Consider the following 17,904-nt stretch of genomic DNA (forward strand, 5'->3'; position numbering starts at 1 on the left):
TATTCTCTTGTCCGCGCCAGAGATGGTCCGGAGTACTTCGGATCTGATCTGGATGACACCAGGCAGGTTGCCCGAGCGGCCAATGGGAGCGGACTGTAAATCCGTCGGCTTATGCCTACGTAGGTTCGAATCCTACACCTGCCACCTCCGGGTCCCGGTGAGCGCAAGCTCGCCGGGGCTCGTTGATTACACGGATGGAAAGAGCTCCTGACCTGCGGGTTTGGCACTCGGCCCCGCCGCTGTGTAATCTCTTGGAGGCTTCAGCGCATGAACGAAGTGCGCGGAAGCATGCCCCCTTAGCTCAGTCGGCAGAGCGTTTCCATGGTAAGGAAAAGGTCAACGGTTCGATTCCGTTAGGGGGCTCGCTGGATTGGGTGTCCATAGACTGGCACCGATGCACCGAGGCGGTGTAGCTCAGTTGGTAGAGCAAACGACTCATAATCGTTGTGTCGCCGGTTCAAGTCCGGCCATCGCTACACAAGTGGACACATAGAACACTCCCTGATTGACCCCGATCAGATTTATCCGAAAGAAGGCATCCCGTGGCCTCGACTGACGTTCGGCCCAAGATCACCTTGGCCTGCGAGGTATGCAAGCACCGCAACTACATCACCAAGAAGAACCGTCGTAACGATCCCGATCGTCTCGAGATCAAGAAGTTCTGCCCGAACTGCGGAACGCATCAGGCGCACCGCGAGTCGCGCTAGTACTCTTCGAGTCGACGCGGAGATCGTAGGGGTCGGTTCCCGGCTTCCTGGCCTAGCTGCGTCCCAAGCAGATAGGTTGCGTTGCTGTGAAGTTGAGTCCTGATCTCGTTGGCCTGCATCACAGGTTCAGCGACTACTACGAGGTCGGTCGTGAGAAGGTGCGCGAGTATGCGCGCGCCGTCAAGAGCGACGACCCGGTCTACCGCGACGAAGCGGCCGCCAGGAAGATCGGCTACGACACCCTCGTGGCCCCGCTGACCTTCATTGCTGTCTTCGGCTTCCTCGCGCAGGAAGAGTTCTTCAAGGCCCTGGACGTCGAGCTGGACCTCAGCCGGGTCCTGCACACCGATCAGCGCATCGTCTACCACCGTCCGGTCAAGGTCGGCGACCGTCTGTACTGCGACGTGTATGTCGACTCGATCCGAACGATGGGCGGTAGCGACATCATCGTGACCCGCAACGAGATCACCGATCAGGACGGCCAGGTCGTCCAGACCCTGTACACCACACTGGTCGGTCGGCATGCCGAGGAGGTCGAGTGATGTCCGTTCGCGATTTCGCGGAGATCTCCGTCGGCGAGGAACTGCCCGAAGAGACCGTGCCCCTGACCAGGTCCGACCTGGTGCAGTACGCAGGCGTTTCCGGCGACCCGAACCCCATCCACTGGGATGACGCGACGGCGCAGAAGCTCGGCCTCCCCTGTGCGGTTGCGCACGGGATGCTCACCATGGGCATCGGCGCCGGCTATGTGACCTCCTGGCTCGGCGATCCGGGTGCGGTCACCGAATACAGCGTTCGCTTCACCAGCCCTGTCGTCGTGCCCAACGACGGCAAGGGTGCCGTTATCGTCCTCACCGGCAAGGTGAAGTCCGTCGACGAGGAGGCCCGCTCCGCCGTGGTCGCCATCGTCGCCAAAGTGGACGACAAGAAGATCTTCGGTCGCGCTACCGCGACCGTGCGCTTCGGCTGAGTAACCAGCCGATTCGGTTTGTTCGACTACCGTGCAGTACACTGAGATTTCTGGGATCAACCAGCGCTGCGCGCTGCCCTACGTGCCCATTCGGGCCGCTGAGGGTAGCGCGCGTGTTGTGTGGTCACAGAGAGGTTGATCGGTCCGGATCATGATGATCGGGACGCGTCGGTCAACCAGAGGGGCGTAGCTCAACTGGCAGAGCAGCGGTCTCCAAAACCGCAGGTTGCAGGTTCAAGTCCTGTCGCCCCTGCCCCGGATGTCAGCGACTGAGAGGAACGACGGTGAGCGAGGATCGCGGAAAGGCCGATAGCGCGGCGGGGTCTCCGGACGTCGACGCCACCGCGGCCGGCGCGAGTGATTCAGCTCCCGTCGCCTCTCGTCCGACTGGAAAGCGTCCGGGTCGTCGTACCCATGCCGCCGCGACCGAGTCGCAGGCCGCGAAGGTCGCAGGCACCCCCTTGGCCACGAAGGCCAAGCCGGAGAAGCCGCGCAAGGAGAATCTCTTCAAGCGCCTGAGGAAGTTCCTCCGTGAGGTGATCACGGAACTCCGGAAGGTGATCTGGCCTAACCGCAAGCAGATGATCACCTACACCACCGTTGTACTGGCGTTCGTGGCCTTCATGGTCGCGTTCATCAGTGGATTGGACCTGGCGTTCATCAAGGGCGTCAGTTGGCTGTTCGGCTGACGCCGGACACCGAACGTGATGAGAGGAAGCGAGTGCGCCAGTGAGCACCCCCGAGAACGACGCAATTGAGGCTGCAGCCGCAGAGCATGTTGCCGATGACGCGGTCGCCGCGGAGTCCGCTGACGCGGCAGTCCTCGGCGAGGGTGACGCTCCCGTGGCCGACGCTCCCGTCGAAGAGGCAGCAGCTTCCGCAGACGACGCCATCGCCGCCGACTCCGAGGAGCCGGTCGATCCCGTTGCCGAGATGAAGGCCGCGCTCCGCCGCGCGCCCGGCGACTGGTATGTGATCCACTCGTACGCCGGGTACGAGAACAAGGTGAAGACCAACCTCGAGACCCGCGTGCAGAACCTGGACGTCGGCGACTACATCTTCCAGGTCGAGGTCCCGACCGAAGAGGTCACCGAGATCAAGAACGGCCAGCGCAAGCAGGTCAATCGCAAGGTGCTGCCCGGCTACATCCTGGTCCGGATGGAACTGAACGACGAGTCGTGGGGCGCGGTCCGCAACACGCCCGGTGTCACCGGCTTCGTCGGCGCCACCTCGCGGCCGTCGCCGCTGACCATCAACGAGGTCGTCAAGTTCCTGATGCCGCAGGAGGGCGCGAAGAAGCCCGTCGCCGCTGCCGCAGGAACCGGCGAAGCCGCAGCCTCCGTCGCGAAGCCCCTCATCGAGGTGGACTTCGAGGTCGGTGAGTCGGTCACCGTCATGGACGGCCCGTTCGCGACGCTGCCCGCCAGCATCAGCGAGGTCAACGCCGAGCAGCAGAAGCTCAAGGTCCTCGTGTCGATCTTCGGTCGCGAGACGCCGGTCGAGCTGTCCTTCACGCAGGTCGCGAAGATCTAGCCACAAAAACTTGCACTGCAGTAGCAAGACACACACAAGAAATTAGGAACGAAAGATGCCCCCCAAGAAGAAGAAGCTCGCCGGGCTCATCAAGCTTCAGATCCAGGCCGGTCAGGCTAACCCTGCACCGCCCGTGGGTCCCGCGCTTGGTCAGCACGGCGTGAACATCATGGAGTTCTGCAAGGCCTACAACGCGGCCACCGAGTCGCAGCGCGGCAACGTGATCCCCGTGGAGATCTCCGTCTACGAGGACCGGACCTTCGACTTCAAGTTGAAGACCCCGCCCGCCTCGCGACTGCTGCTCAAGGCCGCAGGCGTGCAGAAGGGCTCCGGCGAGCCGCACAAGACCAAGGTCGCCACGGTGACCATGGACCAGGTGCGCGAGATCGCGAAGACCAAGCAGGAAGACCTCAACGCGAACGACATCGAGCAGGCCGCGAAGATCATCGCCGGCACCGCACGCTCGATGGGTATCACCGTCGAGGGCTAAGCAGCTCCAGATCGCGTGGGAGGGCCGGCCAGGCCCGAAACCACAACTGAACCATTAGTAAGGACAGAACACATGGCAAAGCGCAGCAAGGCGTACCTCGCCGCCGCCGAGAAGGTCGACCAGGCCAAGCTCTACAGCCCACTGCAGGCTGCGAAGCTCGCCAAGGAGACCTCCTCCACGAAGATGGACGCGACCGTCGAGGTCGCCGTTCGACTCGGCGTCGACCCCCGCAAGGCGGACCAGATGGTTCGCGGCACCGTCAACCTCCCGCACGGCACCGGTAAGACCGCCCGTGTGATCGTGTTCGCCGTGGGCGAGAAGGCCGCCGAGGCCGAGGCTGCCGGCGCGGACGCGGTGGGTGCCGAGGACCTGATCGAGCGCATCCAGGGCGGTTGGCTGGACTTCGACGCCGCGATCGCGACCCCTGATCAGATGGCCAAGGTCGGCCGCATCGCCCGCGTCCTCGGACCGCGTGGCCTGATGCCGAACCCGAAGACGGGCACCGTCACCGCCGATGTGACCAAGGCCGTCAACGAGATCAAGGGCGGAAAGATCAACTTCCGCGTCGACAAGCAGGCCAACCTGCACTTCGTGATCGGCAAGGCGTCCTTCGACGACGCCAAGCTGGTGGAGAACTACGGCGCCGCGCTGGACGAGATCCTGCGTGCGAAGCCGTCCTCCGCGAAGGGCCGTTACGTCAAGAAGGTCACGGTTTCGACCACCACCGGACCGGGCATCCCGGTGGACCCGAACCGCACCCGCAACCTCCTCGAGGATGCTGCAGAGTAAGACAGCTCGACAAGAAGGCCGGTACGGATCTCCGTACCGGCCTTCTTCGTGTCTGCGGTCCCTACGGCTGTGGGTCTGCCTCATCGTTCCGCCAGGCGAGCAGGACGGCGTTCTCCTTCGACGGCGCCCATGGCAGGAAGATCGCGACGATGATCGCGCAGACCACCACCGCACCGGCCGCGACAAGGGAGGCGGTCTGGGAGCCCTGTAGTACCGCCGACTTCATCGCCGTGATCAGGTTCTCCCGCTGCGGTTCGAGCATCGTCGGGATCTCCCGCTTGCGGATCTCGAGAACACTGAGGACCGTCGCCCGCGCGAATCCCTTCTCGTCCTCGTTCATCAGCATCGCGGGCACCCGGTCGATGATCGGCGAGATCGTCGTCGAGTAGTACGAGGCGACGATGGACCCGAGCACTGCCACGCCGAGGGTGCCGCCGATCTCGCGTGTGGTGTCGTTGACGGCCGAGCCGGCACCGGCCTCGTCGAGGGGGAGCGAGGACATGATCGATTCGGTGGCGGGGCCCTGGACGATCGCCAGGCCGAGCGCCATCGAGACCATCGACGGCAACACGTCGGCAAGGTAGGTGCTGTCGACGTCGACGAGTCCGCCGAGGTAGAGCCCGAGCCCGGTCAGCAGCAGACCGAAGACGATGACCGCGGTGGTGCCGATGCGTTGCGCGAGCAGGGTGGCGATGGGCGCGCCGACCGCCACGCTCACCGCGAAGGGGAGCGAGGCGATGCCGAACTCGAGCGGGGTGTACTCGCGCACTCCCTGGAAGTACTGGGTGATCAGGAACAGGAACCCGAACATCGAGAAGTACGCGATCGCGATCGCCAGCGCGGGCAGCGAGAATCTGCGGATCCGGAACAGGCGCATGTCGAGAATCGGTGTCGGGGTGCGCAACTGCCACCAGACGAACGCGCCGAGGAGTACCGCCGCCGCCGCGATCCCACCGAGGGTGGCGAGGCTGAGCCAGCCGTAGCGCGGGGCCTCGATGATCGACCAGACCAACAGCGTGATGCCCGCGATGGACAGCACGATCCCGGGGAGGTCGAGTCGGCCGACGACGGCGGCCTTGGACTCAGGGACGAGGAGCAGCGTCGCGATGATCGCGACCGCGGCGACGGGGACGTTGATCCAGAACACCGAGTGCCAGGAGAAGTGTTCGAGCAGCCAGCCGCCGGACATCGGTCCGATGGCGATGGCGAAGCCGGCCATCGCGGTCCAGGCCGCGATGGCAAGCGCGCGCTCGCGGGTGTCGGTGAAGATGTTGATGATCAGGGCCAGGGTGGCGGGGAAGACCGCGGCGGCGAACACGCCCATGGCGGCCCGGGCGGCGATGACCTGCCCGAGGGTCTCGGCGTTGGCGCCGGCCACGGACATCACCCCGACGCCGATCAGGCCGATGATCATGATGCGTCGACGGCCATACCGGTCTCCGAGATTGCCGCAGGCCAGCAGCAGGCCGGCGAAGGTGAGGGTGTAGGCGTCGACCACCCACTGCAGTCCGCTCACCCCGGTGTGGAGTTCGACGCCGATCGAGGGCAGGGCGACATTGACGATCGTGTTGTCGAGAACCACCAGTAGTTCCGCGAGGCAGATCACGGCGAGTGCCGCGAATCGCCCTGTGCGCGAGGAGATCAGCTCGACCCTGTTGTCGGGTGGGATGGTGCGTTCCAGCGTGGTCATGGGTTGTGACGGTACTCGCTATGTGTAACTACATATAACAGTCAATTTGGGACTGGTCCGTCACCCTAGGGGGTCAGATGTGATGGCTGTCACGATCCAGGCTTCCCGTGGCGGCTCGTTTTGGATGGTCAGGCCCGTTCGGGTACTCTCTCCGGAAGAGTTCGATCTATTTCGAGTTCACCCCAAGAAGTTCTACCCAAGACCGTTGGTCACCGATGTCGTGAGGCATTGGTTGAAGGTTCGGGACACAGCCCGACGGCCCACGCAGGAGGACGAGGTAGGGGAGTGGTGGGCCTTCGCGCGAGCTGGGTCCGGATCTCTTCGTAACGCCCCGTGTGCCTGCACCGGGGCGTTTTGCATTGTCACGGCCGCATCCCGAGGGTGCACCAACACGATGTCACGAGAGGAGGCGAAGTATGGCAAAGCCCGAAAAGGTCTCCGCAGTCACGGAGATCACTGAGCAGTTCAAGGGTTCGACTGCCGCCGTGATCACCGAATACCGTGGTCTGTCGGTGACCAGTCTGACGCAGCTGCGACGCGCGCTCGGAGCAGGCGCAACCTACTCCGTCGCCAAGAACACCCTGGTCAAGCGCGCCGCCGCAGAGGCGGGCGTCGAGGGCCTTGACGACCTGTTCGTCGGACCGACCGCCATTGCGTTCATCAAGGGCGAGCCGGTTGACGCAGCGAAGGCCATCAAGGCCTTCGCGAAGGACAACAAGGCGCTTGTCATCAAGGGCGGCTACATGGACGGCAATGCGCTGTCCGTGGACGAGGTCAACAAGATCGCGGACCTCGAGTCCCGCGAGATCTTGCTGGCCAAGCTCGCCGGCGCGATGAAGGGCAACTTGGCAAAGGCCGCTGGCCTGTTCAATGCCCCCGCCTCGCAGATGGCCCGTCTGGCCGCTGCGCTGCAGGACAAGAAGGCCGCGGAAGGCTCCGCAGCCGAAAGCTGATCCGCACGAGACCGGACGGGCGCCCTCGCGGGTGCGAACAAGGTCTTGCGTATCACGTACCAAACCACTCCCACCTCGTCGCGGATCAGCGACATGGGACTTACAGGAAGGACCGCCATCATGGCGAAGCTCACCACCGAAGAGTTGCTGGACCAGTTCAAGGAGCTCACCCTCCTCGAGCTCTCGGAGTTCGTGAAGGCGTTCGAGGAGACCTTCGAGGTCACCGCTGCTGCGCCGGTCGCCGTTGCCGCCGCCGGTGCCCCGGCCGCCGCCGCGGACGCCGCTGAGGAGCAGGACGAGTTCGACGTCGTCCTCGAGTCGGCCGGCGACAAGAAGATCCAGGTCATCAAGGTCGTCCGTGAGGTCGTCGCGGGCCTGGGCCTGAAGGAGGCCAAGGACCTCGTCGAGGGTGCGCCGAAGGCGATCCTCGAGAAGGTTTCGAAGGATGCGGCCGAGGCCGCCAAGGAGAAGCTGGTCGCCGCAGGCGCCACCATCTCCGTCAAGTAAGACCGCCGCGTAACAACGCAGCGCTCACGCTCGACAAAAGGGCCGTTCCCCGTCAGGGGAGCGGCCCTTTTTGGTGCCCGGATTCCGAACCTCGAGCGCGTCAGAAGTGGACGGTTGTTCAGCGTTGAGGCGACGCATCGATGCAGTTCAGAGGGGATAAATCGGACATGGAGGGGCCAGATTGCACCCGAACCCTACTCATGAGTAGCATTCAGCGTCACAGGTACCACTTCGATGCGATAGAGTGACCCAACCCACATTGGGTCAGTGTGTCGAAAAGCGTGGAGGTTTTCGGTGGGAGTAGAGGTAGTAGTCGAGGGACTCACCAAGTCGTTCGGCTCGCAGAAGATCTGGCAGGACGTCACCCTGACGCTCCCCCCGGGGGAGGTCACGGCCCTGCTCGGCCCGTCCGGTACGGGCAAGTCGGTGTTCCTGAAGTCGCTGATCGGCCTGCTCCGTCCGGAGCGCGGTTCGATCGTCATCGACGGCACCGACATCCTGGAGTGCTCCAGCCGAGAGCTCTACGAGATCCGGAAGATGTTCGGTGTGCTGTTCCAGGACGGTGCGCTGTTCGGGTCGATGAACCTCTTCGACAACGTCGCTTTCCCGCTGCGTGAGCACACCAAGAAGTCCGAGTCCGAGATCCGCAACATCGTGATGGGCAAGATGGAGCTCGTCGGACTCATCGGTGCCGAGAACAAGCTCCCCGGTGAGATCTCCGGCGGTATGCGCAAGCGCGCCGGATTGGCAAGGGCGCTCGTGCTTGACCCGGAGATCATCCTGGTCGACGAGCCCGACTCGGGCCTCGACCCGGTCCGCACGACCTACATCAGCCAGCTGCTGATCGACATCAACTCGCAGATCGACGCGACGATCCTGATCGTCTCGCACAACATCAACCTCGCGCGCACCGTGCCGGACAACATCGGCATGTTGTTCCGCAAGGAGCTCGTCATGTTCGGTCCCCGCGAGGTGCTGCTCACCAGCGACGAGCCGGTGGTCAAGCAGTTCCTCAACGGCAGCATGCTCGGCCCGATCGGCATGTCCGAGGAGAAGGACGAGGCGCAGATGGCGCAGGAGCAGGCGATGGTCGATGCAGGCCACCACCACGGCGGTGTCGACGACGTCGAGGGCATCGTCCCGCAGATGAAGGCCACCCCCGGTATGCCGTTCCGTCAGGCCGTCGCCCGCCGTCAGGAGCGCGTCCGCCAGATCATGCACACGTTGCCGCACAATGCCCAGATCGCGATCCAGGAGAGCCTTGACACCGAGGACAACACTCAGGTGATTCCCGCATATGACGACTCCGGCATGGAGACGTCTTCCTGGGGACGCGGGTAGCACGCGCCGATGGGGGGTACCAAGAGCACGCTGCTCAGTCCGCTGACGGCCGCGTTGACACAGGCCGGGTTGATATTTCAGCTCTTCGTCGATGTCGTGCGGAACACGTTCAGGAAGCCGTTCCAGTTCCGGGAGTTCATCGAACAGGCCTGGTTCATCGCGAGCGTGACGATCCTGCCGACAGCGCTGGTCGCGATCCCGTTCGGCGCGGTGGTGTCACTGCAGACCGGATCGCTGATCAAGCAGCTCGGCGCCGAGTCCTTCACGGGTGCGGCCAGCGTGCTGGCGGTGATCCAGCAGGGCAGTCCGATCGTGACCGCGCTGCTGATCGCCGGTGCGGCAGGCTCGGCGGTGACGGCCGATCTCGGGTCGCGCACCATCCGTGAGGAGATCGACGCCATGGAGGTGCTCGGTATCAACCCGGTCCAGCGCCTCGTGGTCCCCCGCGTGCTGGCGATGATCCTGGTGGCGGTGCTGCTCAACGGGCTGGTCTCGGTGGTCGGCATCGCGGGCGGGTACTTCTTCAACGTGATCCTCCAGGGCGGCACCCCCGGCGCCTACCTGTCCTCTTTCTCCGCGCTCGCGCAGTTGCCGGACCTCTACATCGCGGAGGCGAAGGCCGCCGTGTTCGGCGTCATCGCGGGCGTGGTCGCGGCCTACAAGGGCCTGCACCCCAATCCAGGGCCGAAGGGCGTTGGCGAGGCCGTGAACCAGACGGTCGTCATCACCTTCTTGCTGCTGTTCTTCGCCAATCTGATCCTCACGATGGTGTACCTGCAAGTCGTTCCTGCCAAGGGGGCTTAACCCATGACGATCGCCAAGGGTCGCGGCGACCGGACACTGATGCGTGCGCGCAAGGTGACCCGCGCGCCGCTGCACGTTCTCGATCGCGCCGGCGACCAGATGTCCTTTTACGCAAGGGCAATCGGCTGGATTCCGCGGACGCTCACGCACTACGGCCGAGAGGTCCTCCGGCTGCTCGCCGAGGTCACCTTCGGCAGCGGTGCGCTGGCCGTCATCGGCGGAACGATCGGCGTCATCGTGATGATGTCCGGCTTCACCGGCGTCGTCGTGGGCCTGCAGGGGTACGCGGCGCTCGAGCAGCTCGGCAGTTCCGTGCTGACCGGCTTCCTCTCCGCGTACGTCAACACCCGCGAGATCGCCCCGCTCGTGGCTGCCCTCGCGCTGTCGGCGACGGTCGGCTGTGGCTTCACCGCCCAGCTCGGTGCCATGCGCATCTCGGAGGAGATCGACGCGCTCGAGGTCATGGCGGTGCCGAGTGTGCCGTTCCTGGTCACCACCCGGATGATCGCCGGGTTCATCGCGGTCGTGCCGCTCTACATCGTCGGTCTGATGGCCGCGTATCTGGCATCGAGGCTGATCAACACCGTCTTCAACGGGCAGTCGAGCGGGTCGTACGACCACTACTTCAACCTGTTCCTACCGCCGGTGGACGTGCTCTGGTCCTTCGGCAAGGTGCTGGTCTTCGCCTTCGTGCTGATCATGATCCACTGCTACTACGGCTACAACGCCTCCGGCGGACCGGCGGGCGTGGGCGTCGCCGTCGGCCGGGCGGTGCGGACCGCGATCGTGACGATCGCGGTGCTGGACTTCTTCCTCAGCCTCGCCATCTGGGGCACCACGACCACAGTGAGGGTGGCCGGATGACCGACGGTGGTTCGGTGCTGCGCCGACGCATTCTTGGCCTGGCATTCTTTCTCGTTCTCGCGTTGTTCCTGGTGTTCACGATCGGGATGTACAACAAGTCGTTCAAAGAGGTCGTGAAGGTCAACCTCGTGACCGACTCGGTCGGCAACTCGCTGCCCAGCCACGCGGACGTGAAGGTGCGCGGGTTGATCGTGGGTGAGGTGCGGTCGGCCTCGACCGAAGACGGCAAGGTCACCTCGGTCCTGGCGATCGACCCCGACAAGGCCGAGCTGATCCCGTCCAACGCGACGGCGCGGCTGCTGCCGAAGACCCTGTTCGGTGAGCGCTACGTCTCGCTGATCGTGCCGACAGGCGACACCGCCGCCCCGATCTCGCAGGGCGACACGCTGCTCCAGGACAAGAGCGGCAACGCGATCGAGGTCGGCGAACTGCTCGACGGGCTGCTGCCGCTGCTGCAGGCCGTTCCGCCGCAGGACCTGGCGAACACCCTCGGTGCGCTGTCGCAGGCACTTGCGGGGCGCGGCAACGACATCGGGTTGAGCATCGAGCGACTCGAGACAATCTTCGCCGGGGTCAACACCGAGCTGCCGAACCTGCAGGAGGGCCTGCGCGGTCTCGCGGACTTCTCGCAGACCTACTCGGAAGCCGCTCCCGACCTGATCAATGCGTTCGACAACCTGCGGACCACCGGCGCGACCGTGGTCCAGCAGCAGAACCAGATCCGGGCGCTGATGTCCTCGGTCACCGCCACCGCAGGCAGCACCGCGGACTTCCTGGAGGTCAACAAGGACTCGCTGATCTCCATCGCGGCGGATTCGCGGGAGGCCCTCGAGGTCCTGGCCGCTGCATCGCCGACCTTCGGCTGCACCTTCTCGCAGTTCGTGCCGATCGTGGAGAGCGCAAGCGCCATCCTCGGGCTCAACCCGGACGGCAGCCTCAAGGACCACCCGGGCGCCCGCGCGGCCACGGTGTTCGTGAACCCGAAGGGGCGTTACCTGCCGAACCAGGACGAGCCCCGGCTCTTCGACAACCGCGGCGCCAAGTGCTATCAGCCTGCGGCGCCCGGCTACAAGTTCGGCCAGTACCCGGGCGGCTCGTACAACGACGGTTCCTACCAGGTGCCCTCGCGCAACCCGGGCCCCTCGTTCGTGCCGTCGCCCGCCGCCCCGCAGTACTCGGTGGTCCCGAGCCCCGCGACCGGGCAGAATACGCCCGCCGCTTACACCGGATCGACACTCGAGCAGGACACATTGGCAGTCATCTACGGGAAGGGCACCGGCACCCTGCCGGAGGCGGTGCCGGGTTGGACGACGCTGCTGGGCGCGCCGGCATTGAGGGGAACGGAGGTGAGTGTCCGATGAGAGGTCTCGCGGCTCCCCTGATCAAGCTCATCATCTTCGCCGTCGTCACAGTGTTGGCGACCGCGACGCTGGCCTTGACCATCGCGAACACCAGCGGTGGCGGTGGTACCAAGTTCAACGCGATCTTCACGGACGTCGCGTCGCTCAACAAGGGCGACGAGGTCCGAATCGCGGGCGTACGCGTCGGACAGGTCAACGAGATCGCGATCGTCAACGAGCGGGAGGCGAAGGTCCAGTTCTCGCTGACCGACCGCGACTGGCTCCCGGCCAGCTCGACCGCCACGATCCGCTACCGGAACCTGGTCGGCCAGCGCTACATCGCGCTGGAGCAGGGCGAGGGCGCGCAGGGCATGAAGCTGTCCGGCGGCGCGACCATCCCGATCGAGCGCACCAAGCCCGCGGTCAACCTGACGACCCTCTTCAACGGCTTCCGGCCGCTGTTCCAGACGCTCAGCGCCGACGACGTGAACAAGCTGTCGTTCCAGATCATCCAGGTGTTCCAGGGCGAGGGCGGCACGATTTCCGAACTGGTGCGCAACACGGCCAGCCTGACCAACACCATCGCGGACAAGGACCGAGTGATCGGCGACGTGATCAACAACCTCAACGGGGTTCTCGAGACCGTCAACAAGCACGACGAGGAGCTGAGCTCGCTGATCGTCAACACCGAGCAGCTCGTCACGGGGCTGGCCAACGATCGCGGCGTGGTCGGGAGCGCGGTGACCTCGCTCGCCGGGCTGGCCGATGCCACCGCGGACGTGCTCGAACCGACGAGGCCGTCGATCCAGGGCTCGGTGTCCGCGCTCAACACGCTGGCCGGGACGCTGAACGCGCAGAGCGACGACGTGAACAAGATCCTGGCCACCCTGCCGGTGAAGCTGGACAAGCTGTCCCGCATCGCGAGCTACGGGTCGTGGTTCCAGTTCTACCTGTGCGGACTCGACGTCGTCGCGGGTCCCGGCGAGTCGCCGTACCTCAACCTGCCGACGGGACTCCCGACCGTCAATCAGCCGATCTACACCAACTCCGCACCGCGGTGCTCGGCGAACGGGGCCGGACAGTGAAGCAACGTCGTAGCCCAGCCGCCATCGGAGCGCTCGGCATCGTGGTGGCGCTGCTCGCCACGGTGTCGGCCTTCTTCCTCGATGACCTGCCGATCATCGGTGCGGGCGCCACCTACCGGGCCCAGTTCACCGAGGCGGCCGGGCTCAAGCCGAGCAACGAGGTCCGCATCGCGGGCGTCAAGGTCGGCAAGGTGACCGCCGTCGAGCTCGACGGCGACAAGGTCGAGGTCGCGTTCAAGGTCAAGGACGCCTGGGTGGGCGACCAGACCACCGCGTCGATTCAGATCAAGACGGTCCTCGGCCAGAAGTACCTGGCCCTCGACCCGCGCGGATCCGACACCCTGGACGCCAGGGACACGATCCCGTTGGAGCGCACCACCTCCCCGTACGACGTGCTCGACGCCTTCGGCGACGCGACCACCACGCTGGACGCGATCGACACGCCGCAGCTCGCGCAGAGCATGAAGACGCTGTCCGAGGCGTTCTCCGAGACGCCCGCGGACATCCGGGCCTCGCTCGACGGGGTGACGCGGCTGTCGAAGACCATCGGTAGCCGGGATGAGGAGCTGCGCAAGCTCTTCGCCGCGACCGCGGACACCTCCAAGGTGCTCGCCGACCGCAACGCCGAGTTCACCAAGCTGATCGGCAGCGCAGGCCTGCTGCTCGGCGAGCTGAACAGCCGCCAGCAGGCGATCTCCCAGCTGCTCACCGGCACCCAGCGGCTCTCGCAGCAGCTGACCGGGCTGGTCAAGGACAACGAGGCGCAGATCGGTCCCGCGCTCGAGCAGCTCCGCGGCGTCGTGCAGATCCTGCAGGACAACAACGCCAACCTGGACCGGGCGATCAAGCTGTACGCACCGTTCACCCGGCTGTACGCGAACATCGTCGGCAACGGTCGCTGGTTCGACCAGGTGGTCGTGAACCTGACGCCGCCCGCGCTCCCGCTCATCCCGGGTTACCGCGATCCCGTTCGAACCATTGGGGGCAACTGATGACCGGCGTGACCTCGGGAAGGATGCAGAAGTTCAGCAGCCGTCAGATCGTGGCCACCGCGCTGGTACTGGTGGGGCTGCTGGTGCTGGGATTCGGCGGTTGGTGGCTGTTGACCCGAGCGGGGACCACCAAGATCACCGCGTACTTCGACAAGTCGGTCGGCATCTACGACGGCTCGGACGTCCGGGTGCTCGGCGTGAAGGTCGGCTCGGTCAACGAGGTCGAGCCACTGGGTGACCAGGTCCGGGTCACCATGCGCGTCGATCGCGGGGTGAAGATCCCCGAAGATGCCAAGGCCGCGCAGATCACCCCGTCGGTGGTGTCCGACCGGTACATCCAGCTCGCCCCCGCGTACTCGGGCGGCGAGGCGATGGAGTCCGGCGCCACCATTCCCCGCGAGCGGACCGCGACCCCGGTCGAGGTCGATCAGCTCTACTCGAGCATCGACGAGCTGTCGAGGGCGCTCGGGCCGGAGGGGGCGAACAAGGACGGCGCGCTGTCCGAGTTCGTCGACACCGCGGCCAAGAACCTCGACGGCAACGGTGAGGCGCTCGGCGCCACCATCACCGAGCTGTCCAAGGCTGCCGAGACCCTCAATCTCAACAGGGGTGACCTGTTCGAGACGATCCGGAACCTGCAGACCTTCGTCAGCGCGCTGGCGGCCAACGACGAGCAGGTGCGCCAGTTCAACTCCCAGCTCTCCGATCTCAGCGGCTTCCTGGCCGGGGAAAGGAAGAACCTCGGCGACGCGCTGAACCAGCTCTCCTTCGCGCTTGGTGACGTGGCGGTGTTCGTCCGCGACAACCAGGAGGCCGTCACGAGCAACGCGGAAGGATTGGTCCAGGTGACGCAGACCCTCGCCGACAACCGGCAGGACCTGGTCGACGCGTTGACCACCCTGCCGATCGCCATCAGCAACGTCGTGAACTCGTACGACGCGGAGTCCGGAACGCTTGCCTCGAGGGTGAACCTGCCCGAGACGCAGGACCCGTTCGGGACCCTGTGCAAGCTGATCGACCTCGGCAAGCTGATGCCGGGCGACCCGAAGTTCGACGCGCTCGGTCGCCAGATGGCGCCGCTGATCCAGAACTGCAAGATGATCATGGACCAGGTGACCGCGGGCGTGAAGACACCGTCGTTGAATCTGCCGTTCGGCATCCTCAGCGGCGACAACCTCCAGCGGCCCTCGCAGCCCGGTACGGTCCCAGGAAACGTCTCGCCCCGACTCGGAAACTCGCAGGCCCCCGGCCTCAGCGACCAGAACATCCCGCGGGGTGGCCAGTGATGCAGGAACGGTCAGTGAAGCGTTCGGTTGCGATCGGTGTCGGCGCATGCGTCGTCGCGTTGACGGTCGCGAGTTGTGGGTCCAAGGGCATCTACGGCATTCCGTTGCCCGGTGGCGCCGACCTCGGCAGCGACCCGATGCACCTGACGGTGGAGTTCGATGACGTGCTCGACCTGGTGCCCCAGTCCACCGTGAAGGTCGACGGCGTCCCGGTCGGGCGGGTGGAGAGCATCGACGTCCCGGACGACGGTTGGACGGCGGCCGTCGGTGTCGTCGTCGATTCCGCGGTCGATCTGCCGGCGAACGCGCTTGCGTCGGTGCAGCAGACCAGCCTGCTCGGTGAGAAGTTCATCGAACTCAAGGCCCCGCCCGTCAACGCCGACGCGGCCCGGCTCAGTGACGGGTCGACGATCCCCGTGGACCGGACCCGGCACGCCACCGACATCGAGCAGGTGCTCGGCGCGCTGTCGCTGCTGCTCAACGGCGGCGGGGTCGCCCAGCTGCAGCCGATCATCCACGAGCTCACCACGGCCCTGGACGGCCGCGAGTCCAAGGCACGCAGTCTGCTCGACCAGGCGAACACGCTGATCGACGGGCTGAACAAGCAGCGCGACGACATCACAAGGGCGCTCGACGGGCTCGACACCCTCACCGGTCGGGTCAACGAGCAGACCGATCAGATCGAGAAGATCCTCGCGGAGATCCCTCCCGCGGTGCAGGTCCTGAACGAGCAGGAACCGCAGTTCATCCAGATGCTCACCCAGCTGGATCGGCTCGGTCAGGTCGGCACCGACGTGCTGGTCCAGTCCAAGGACAACCTGATCGCCGACCTGCGCGCGCTGCGGCCGACCCTGCAGGCGCTCGCCGACTCGAGCGAGGACCTGGTGACCGTGCTCCCGCTGATCCCGACGTTCCCGTTCCCGGACGGTGCGGAGAAGGTCATCCACGGCAACTCGATGAACCTCTTCCTCTCGCTGGACATGCGACTCGGCCAGCAGTTCGAGGCGCTCGGGGTGGGACTGCCCGACCCGGTCTACGTTCCGCCGCCGCCCGGATACGGCGGATACGTCCCGAAGGTGGACCCGTCGAACCCGTACTACAACGGGAACGGCCCGCGGCCCGGCTGGCCGACGGTCTCGATCCTGCCGTTGCCGCCGATCGTCCCGAAGCCCGCGCCCGCTCCTGGCGCCCCGGTGGCGCCCGGCACCGAGCCGGTCGCCGAGAAGAAGGACCAGAATCCGCTGAGCGGTCTGCTCGACAAGCTGGGAGTGGGTGGACGATGAGGTCGGCTCTGGTGCGCTGGCAGTTGGTGGCGTTCGCGCTGGTCGCGATCGTCGGCCTGCTCTACGTCGGCGCGAAGTACGTGCGGCTCGACAACCTGCTGGGATTCGGCCAGTACACGGTGCAGGCGGACTTCGCCGACTCCGGCGGCATCTTCACCAACGCCGAGGTCAGCTACCGCGGCGTGCCGGTCGGCACGGTGGGGGACCTGCACCTCACCGACGACGGCGTGCTGGTCGACCTGAAGATCAACACCAGCGCCCCGGAGATCCCGTCCTCGGCCAAGGCCGTGGTGGCGAACCGGTCGGCGATCGGTGAGCAGTACGTCGACCTGCAGCCGAGCAGTGACGAGGGCCCCTACCTGGAGGACGGATCGCTGATCGTCCGCCAGGACACCGCCACCCCGGTTCCGGTGGAGGAGGTGCTGGCGAGCACGAACGCGCTGGTGCGCTCGGTGCCCTTGAAGGCGCTGAACACCACGGTCACCGAGCTGGGCAAGGCGTTCAACGGCAAGGGTGACGACCTGCAGGTACTGGTGGATTCGCTCAACACCCTCTCGCAGGAGGGGATCGACAACCTGCCGCAGACGCTGACGCTGATCCGGGACACCAGGACCGTGCTCGACACCCAGTCGGAGCAGTCCTCGGCGATCCGCCAGTTCAGCTCCGATCTGGACCTGGTGGCTGCCCAGCTCCGGGCCAGCGATCCGGACCTGCGGCGCCTCATCGAGACCGGCACCGCCGCGAGCAACGAGGTCGGTTCGCTGATCGATTCGGCGGGCCCGGCCCTGACCACCGACCTGGACAACCTGGCGCTGGTGACGGCGGCCCTCGGTCCGCGGACCCTGGCACTCAACGCCCTGTTGATGTTCCTTCCGGGACTGGCGGCGGGAGCGAGCACCGCGGCGCCCGGCGACGGCACCCTGCACCAGGGCCTTTTGCTGGAGACCAACAACCCGCCGCCGTGCACCCAGGGCTACGAGGGGACGCACGAGATCCTCGCGCAGATGAAGCGGGAGAACCCCGACTTCGACCCGACCCGCGACGAGTTCCCGCTGAACATGCAGGCCAACTGCACCACGCCGCTGGGCAGCGTCACCGGCGTGCGTAGCGCCAACCGGATCGTGTACGCGGACCCGGCCACACCGCAGCCGTGGGACAACAAGCCGAAGGTCGATCCGGACAAGCTCAACCTCAACCCGATCGCGACGCAGCTCGCGCCCTTGCTCGGCATCACCCCGAAGTGATGCCGCTCCGGCGGAGTCGAGCAGAA

19 protein-coding genes and 4 tRNA genes are annotated in these 17,904 nt (G+C 65.7%); 22 read left to right on the top strand and 1 reads right to left on the bottom strand.

Annotated elements, in window-relative coordinates; genetic code table 11:
- Positions 1-61 precede the first annotated feature (61 nt).
- The 11 genes from ABIC28_RS00610 (at position 62) to rplA (ending at position 4,489) form a co-directional block, all read left to right on the top strand.
- Positions 62-144: transfer RNA gene (locus ABIC28_RS00610), tRNA-Tyr, on the top strand.
- Between the two features lie 146 nt (positions 145-290).
- A tRNA-Thr gene (locus ABIC28_RS00615) sits at positions 291-363 on the top strand.
- Positions 364-403: 40 nt separating this feature from the next.
- A tRNA-Met gene (locus tag ABIC28_RS00620) sits at positions 404-476 on the top strand.
- A 66-nt stretch (positions 477-542) separates the two neighbouring features.
- On the top strand, positions 543-707 hold the full coding sequence (gene rpmG, locus ABIC28_RS00625) for a 50S ribosomal protein L33 (protein WP_027500669.1): 165 nt from the start codon (positions 543-545) through the stop codon (positions 705-707).
- Between the two features lie 86 nt (positions 708-793).
- A complete protein-coding gene (gene hadA / locus ABIC28_RS00630) occupies positions 794-1,249 on the top strand; it encodes a (3R)-hydroxyacyl-ACP dehydratase subunit HadA (RefSeq protein ID WP_097210951.1) in 456 nt (151 codons plus the stop codon).
- Positions 1,249-1,677, top strand: coding sequence for a (3R)-hydroxyacyl-ACP dehydratase subunit HadB (gene hadB / locus ABIC28_RS00635; protein WP_097210952.1), 429 nt, complete (start codon positions 1,249-1,251; stop codon positions 1,675-1,677). The genes hadA and hadB overlap by 1 nt, the downstream gene beginning before the upstream one ends.
- 180 nt (positions 1,678-1,857) lie before the next feature.
- Positions 1,858-1,930 (top strand) — tRNA-Trp (locus ABIC28_RS00640).
- 31 nt (positions 1,931-1,961) lie between these two features.
- Complete coding sequence (gene secE / locus ABIC28_RS00645) at positions 1,962-2,366, top strand: preprotein translocase subunit SecE (protein ID WP_179800486.1); 405 nt, start codon at positions 1,962-1,964, stop codon at positions 2,364-2,366.
- 40 nt (positions 2,367-2,406) lie between these two features.
- Positions 2,407-3,210 (top strand): transcription termination/antitermination protein NusG, encoded by an 804-nt coding sequence (gene nusG / locus ABIC28_RS00650; protein ID WP_097210954.1) that lies wholly within the window; start codon positions 2,407-2,409, stop codon positions 3,208-3,210.
- A 55-nt stretch (positions 3,211-3,265) separates the two neighbouring features.
- A complete protein-coding gene (rplK, locus tag ABIC28_RS00655; protein WP_027500664.1) occupies positions 3,266-3,700 on the top strand; it encodes a 50S ribosomal protein L11 in 435 nt (144 codons plus the stop codon).
- Between the two features lie 72 nt (positions 3,701-3,772).
- Positions 3,773-4,489 (top strand): 50S ribosomal protein L1, encoded by a 717-nt coding sequence (gene rplA / locus ABIC28_RS00660; RefSeq protein WP_077040733.1) that lies wholly within the window; start codon positions 3,773-3,775, stop codon positions 4,487-4,489.
- 61 nt (positions 4,490-4,550) lie between these two features.
- Here the strand turns inward: rplA and ABIC28_RS00665 are convergent, their stop codons facing one another.
- Positions 4,551-6,179, bottom strand: coding sequence for an MFS transporter (locus ABIC28_RS00665; RefSeq protein ID WP_354577102.1), 1,629 nt, complete (start codon positions 6,177-6,179; stop codon positions 4,551-4,553).
- Positions 6,180-6,595: 416 nt separating this feature from the next.
- Between ABIC28_RS00665 and rplJ the strand changes: the two genes are divergently transcribed.
- From rplJ to ABIC28_RS00720, 11 genes are all read left to right on the top strand, one after another.
- Entirely contained in the window at positions 6,596-7,132 is a 537-nt protein-coding gene (gene rplJ, locus ABIC28_RS00670; RefSeq protein ID WP_027500661.1) for a 50S ribosomal protein L10, read from the top strand.
- 120 nt (positions 7,133-7,252) lie between these two features.
- Complete coding sequence (gene rplL / locus ABIC28_RS00675) at positions 7,253-7,639, top strand: 50S ribosomal protein L7/L12 (protein WP_097210956.1); 387 nt, start codon at positions 7,253-7,255, stop codon at positions 7,637-7,639.
- A 294-nt stretch (positions 7,640-7,933) separates the two neighbouring features.
- Positions 7,934-8,980 carry an ABC transporter ATP-binding protein gene (locus ABIC28_RS00680; RefSeq protein WP_097210957.1) on the top strand — a complete coding sequence of 349 codons (1,047 nt, stop codon included), beginning with the start codon at positions 7,934-7,936 and terminating at the stop codon, positions 8,978-8,980.
- Positions 8,981-8,989: 9 nt separating this feature from the next.
- A complete protein-coding gene (locus ABIC28_RS00685) occupies positions 8,990-9,784 on the top strand; it encodes an MlaE family ABC transporter permease (RefSeq protein ID WP_027500658.1) in 795 nt (264 codons plus the stop codon).
- Positions 9,785-9,787: 3 nt separating this feature from the next.
- Entirely contained in the window at positions 9,788-10,648 is an 861-nt protein-coding gene (locus tag ABIC28_RS00690) for an MlaE family ABC transporter permease (RefSeq protein WP_077040736.1), read from the top strand.
- The gene (locus tag ABIC28_RS00695) at positions 10,645-12,009 is read left to right on the top strand and encodes an MCE family protein (RefSeq protein WP_097210958.1); all 1,365 of its coding nucleotides are present in this window, start codon (positions 10,645-10,647) and stop codon (positions 12,007-12,009) included. Before ABIC28_RS00690 ends, ABIC28_RS00695 begins: the two co-directional genes overlap by 4 nt.
- A complete protein-coding gene (locus ABIC28_RS00700; protein WP_097210959.1) occupies positions 12,006-13,073 on the top strand; it encodes an MCE family protein in 1,068 nt (355 codons plus the stop codon). Before ABIC28_RS00695 ends, ABIC28_RS00700 begins: the two co-directional genes overlap by 4 nt.
- The gene (locus tag ABIC28_RS00705) at positions 13,070-14,065 is read left to right on the top strand and encodes an MCE family protein (protein ID WP_097211091.1); all 996 of its coding nucleotides are present in this window, start codon (positions 13,070-13,072) and stop codon (positions 14,063-14,065) included. The genes ABIC28_RS00700 and ABIC28_RS00705 overlap by 4 nt, the downstream gene beginning before the upstream one ends.
- Positions 14,065-15,351 carry an MCE family protein gene (locus tag ABIC28_RS00710; RefSeq protein ID WP_373560237.1) on the top strand — a complete coding sequence of 429 codons (1,287 nt, stop codon included), beginning with the start codon at positions 14,065-14,067 and terminating at the stop codon, positions 15,349-15,351. Before ABIC28_RS00705 ends, ABIC28_RS00710 begins: the two co-directional genes overlap by 1 nt.
- A gap of 14 nt (positions 15,352-15,365) precedes the next feature.
- Positions 15,366-16,634, top strand: a complete 1,269-nt coding sequence (locus ABIC28_RS00715) for an MCE family protein (RefSeq protein WP_179800487.1) — start codon at positions 15,366-15,368, stop codon at positions 16,632-16,634.
- Positions 16,631-17,878: an MCE family protein gene (locus ABIC28_RS00720; protein ID WP_097210961.1), complete on the top strand. Its 1,248-nt coding sequence runs from the start codon at positions 16,631-16,633 to the stop codon at positions 17,876-17,878. Before ABIC28_RS00715 ends, ABIC28_RS00720 begins: the two co-directional genes overlap by 4 nt.
- Positions 17,879-17,904 lie beyond the last annotated feature (26 nt).

The sequence above is a fragment of the Rhodococcus sp. PvR044 genome, assembly GCF_040548995.1.
GTDB classification, from domain to species: Bacteria; Actinomycetota; Actinomycetes; order Mycobacteriales; family Mycobacteriaceae; genus Rhodococcus_G; species Rhodococcus_G oryzae.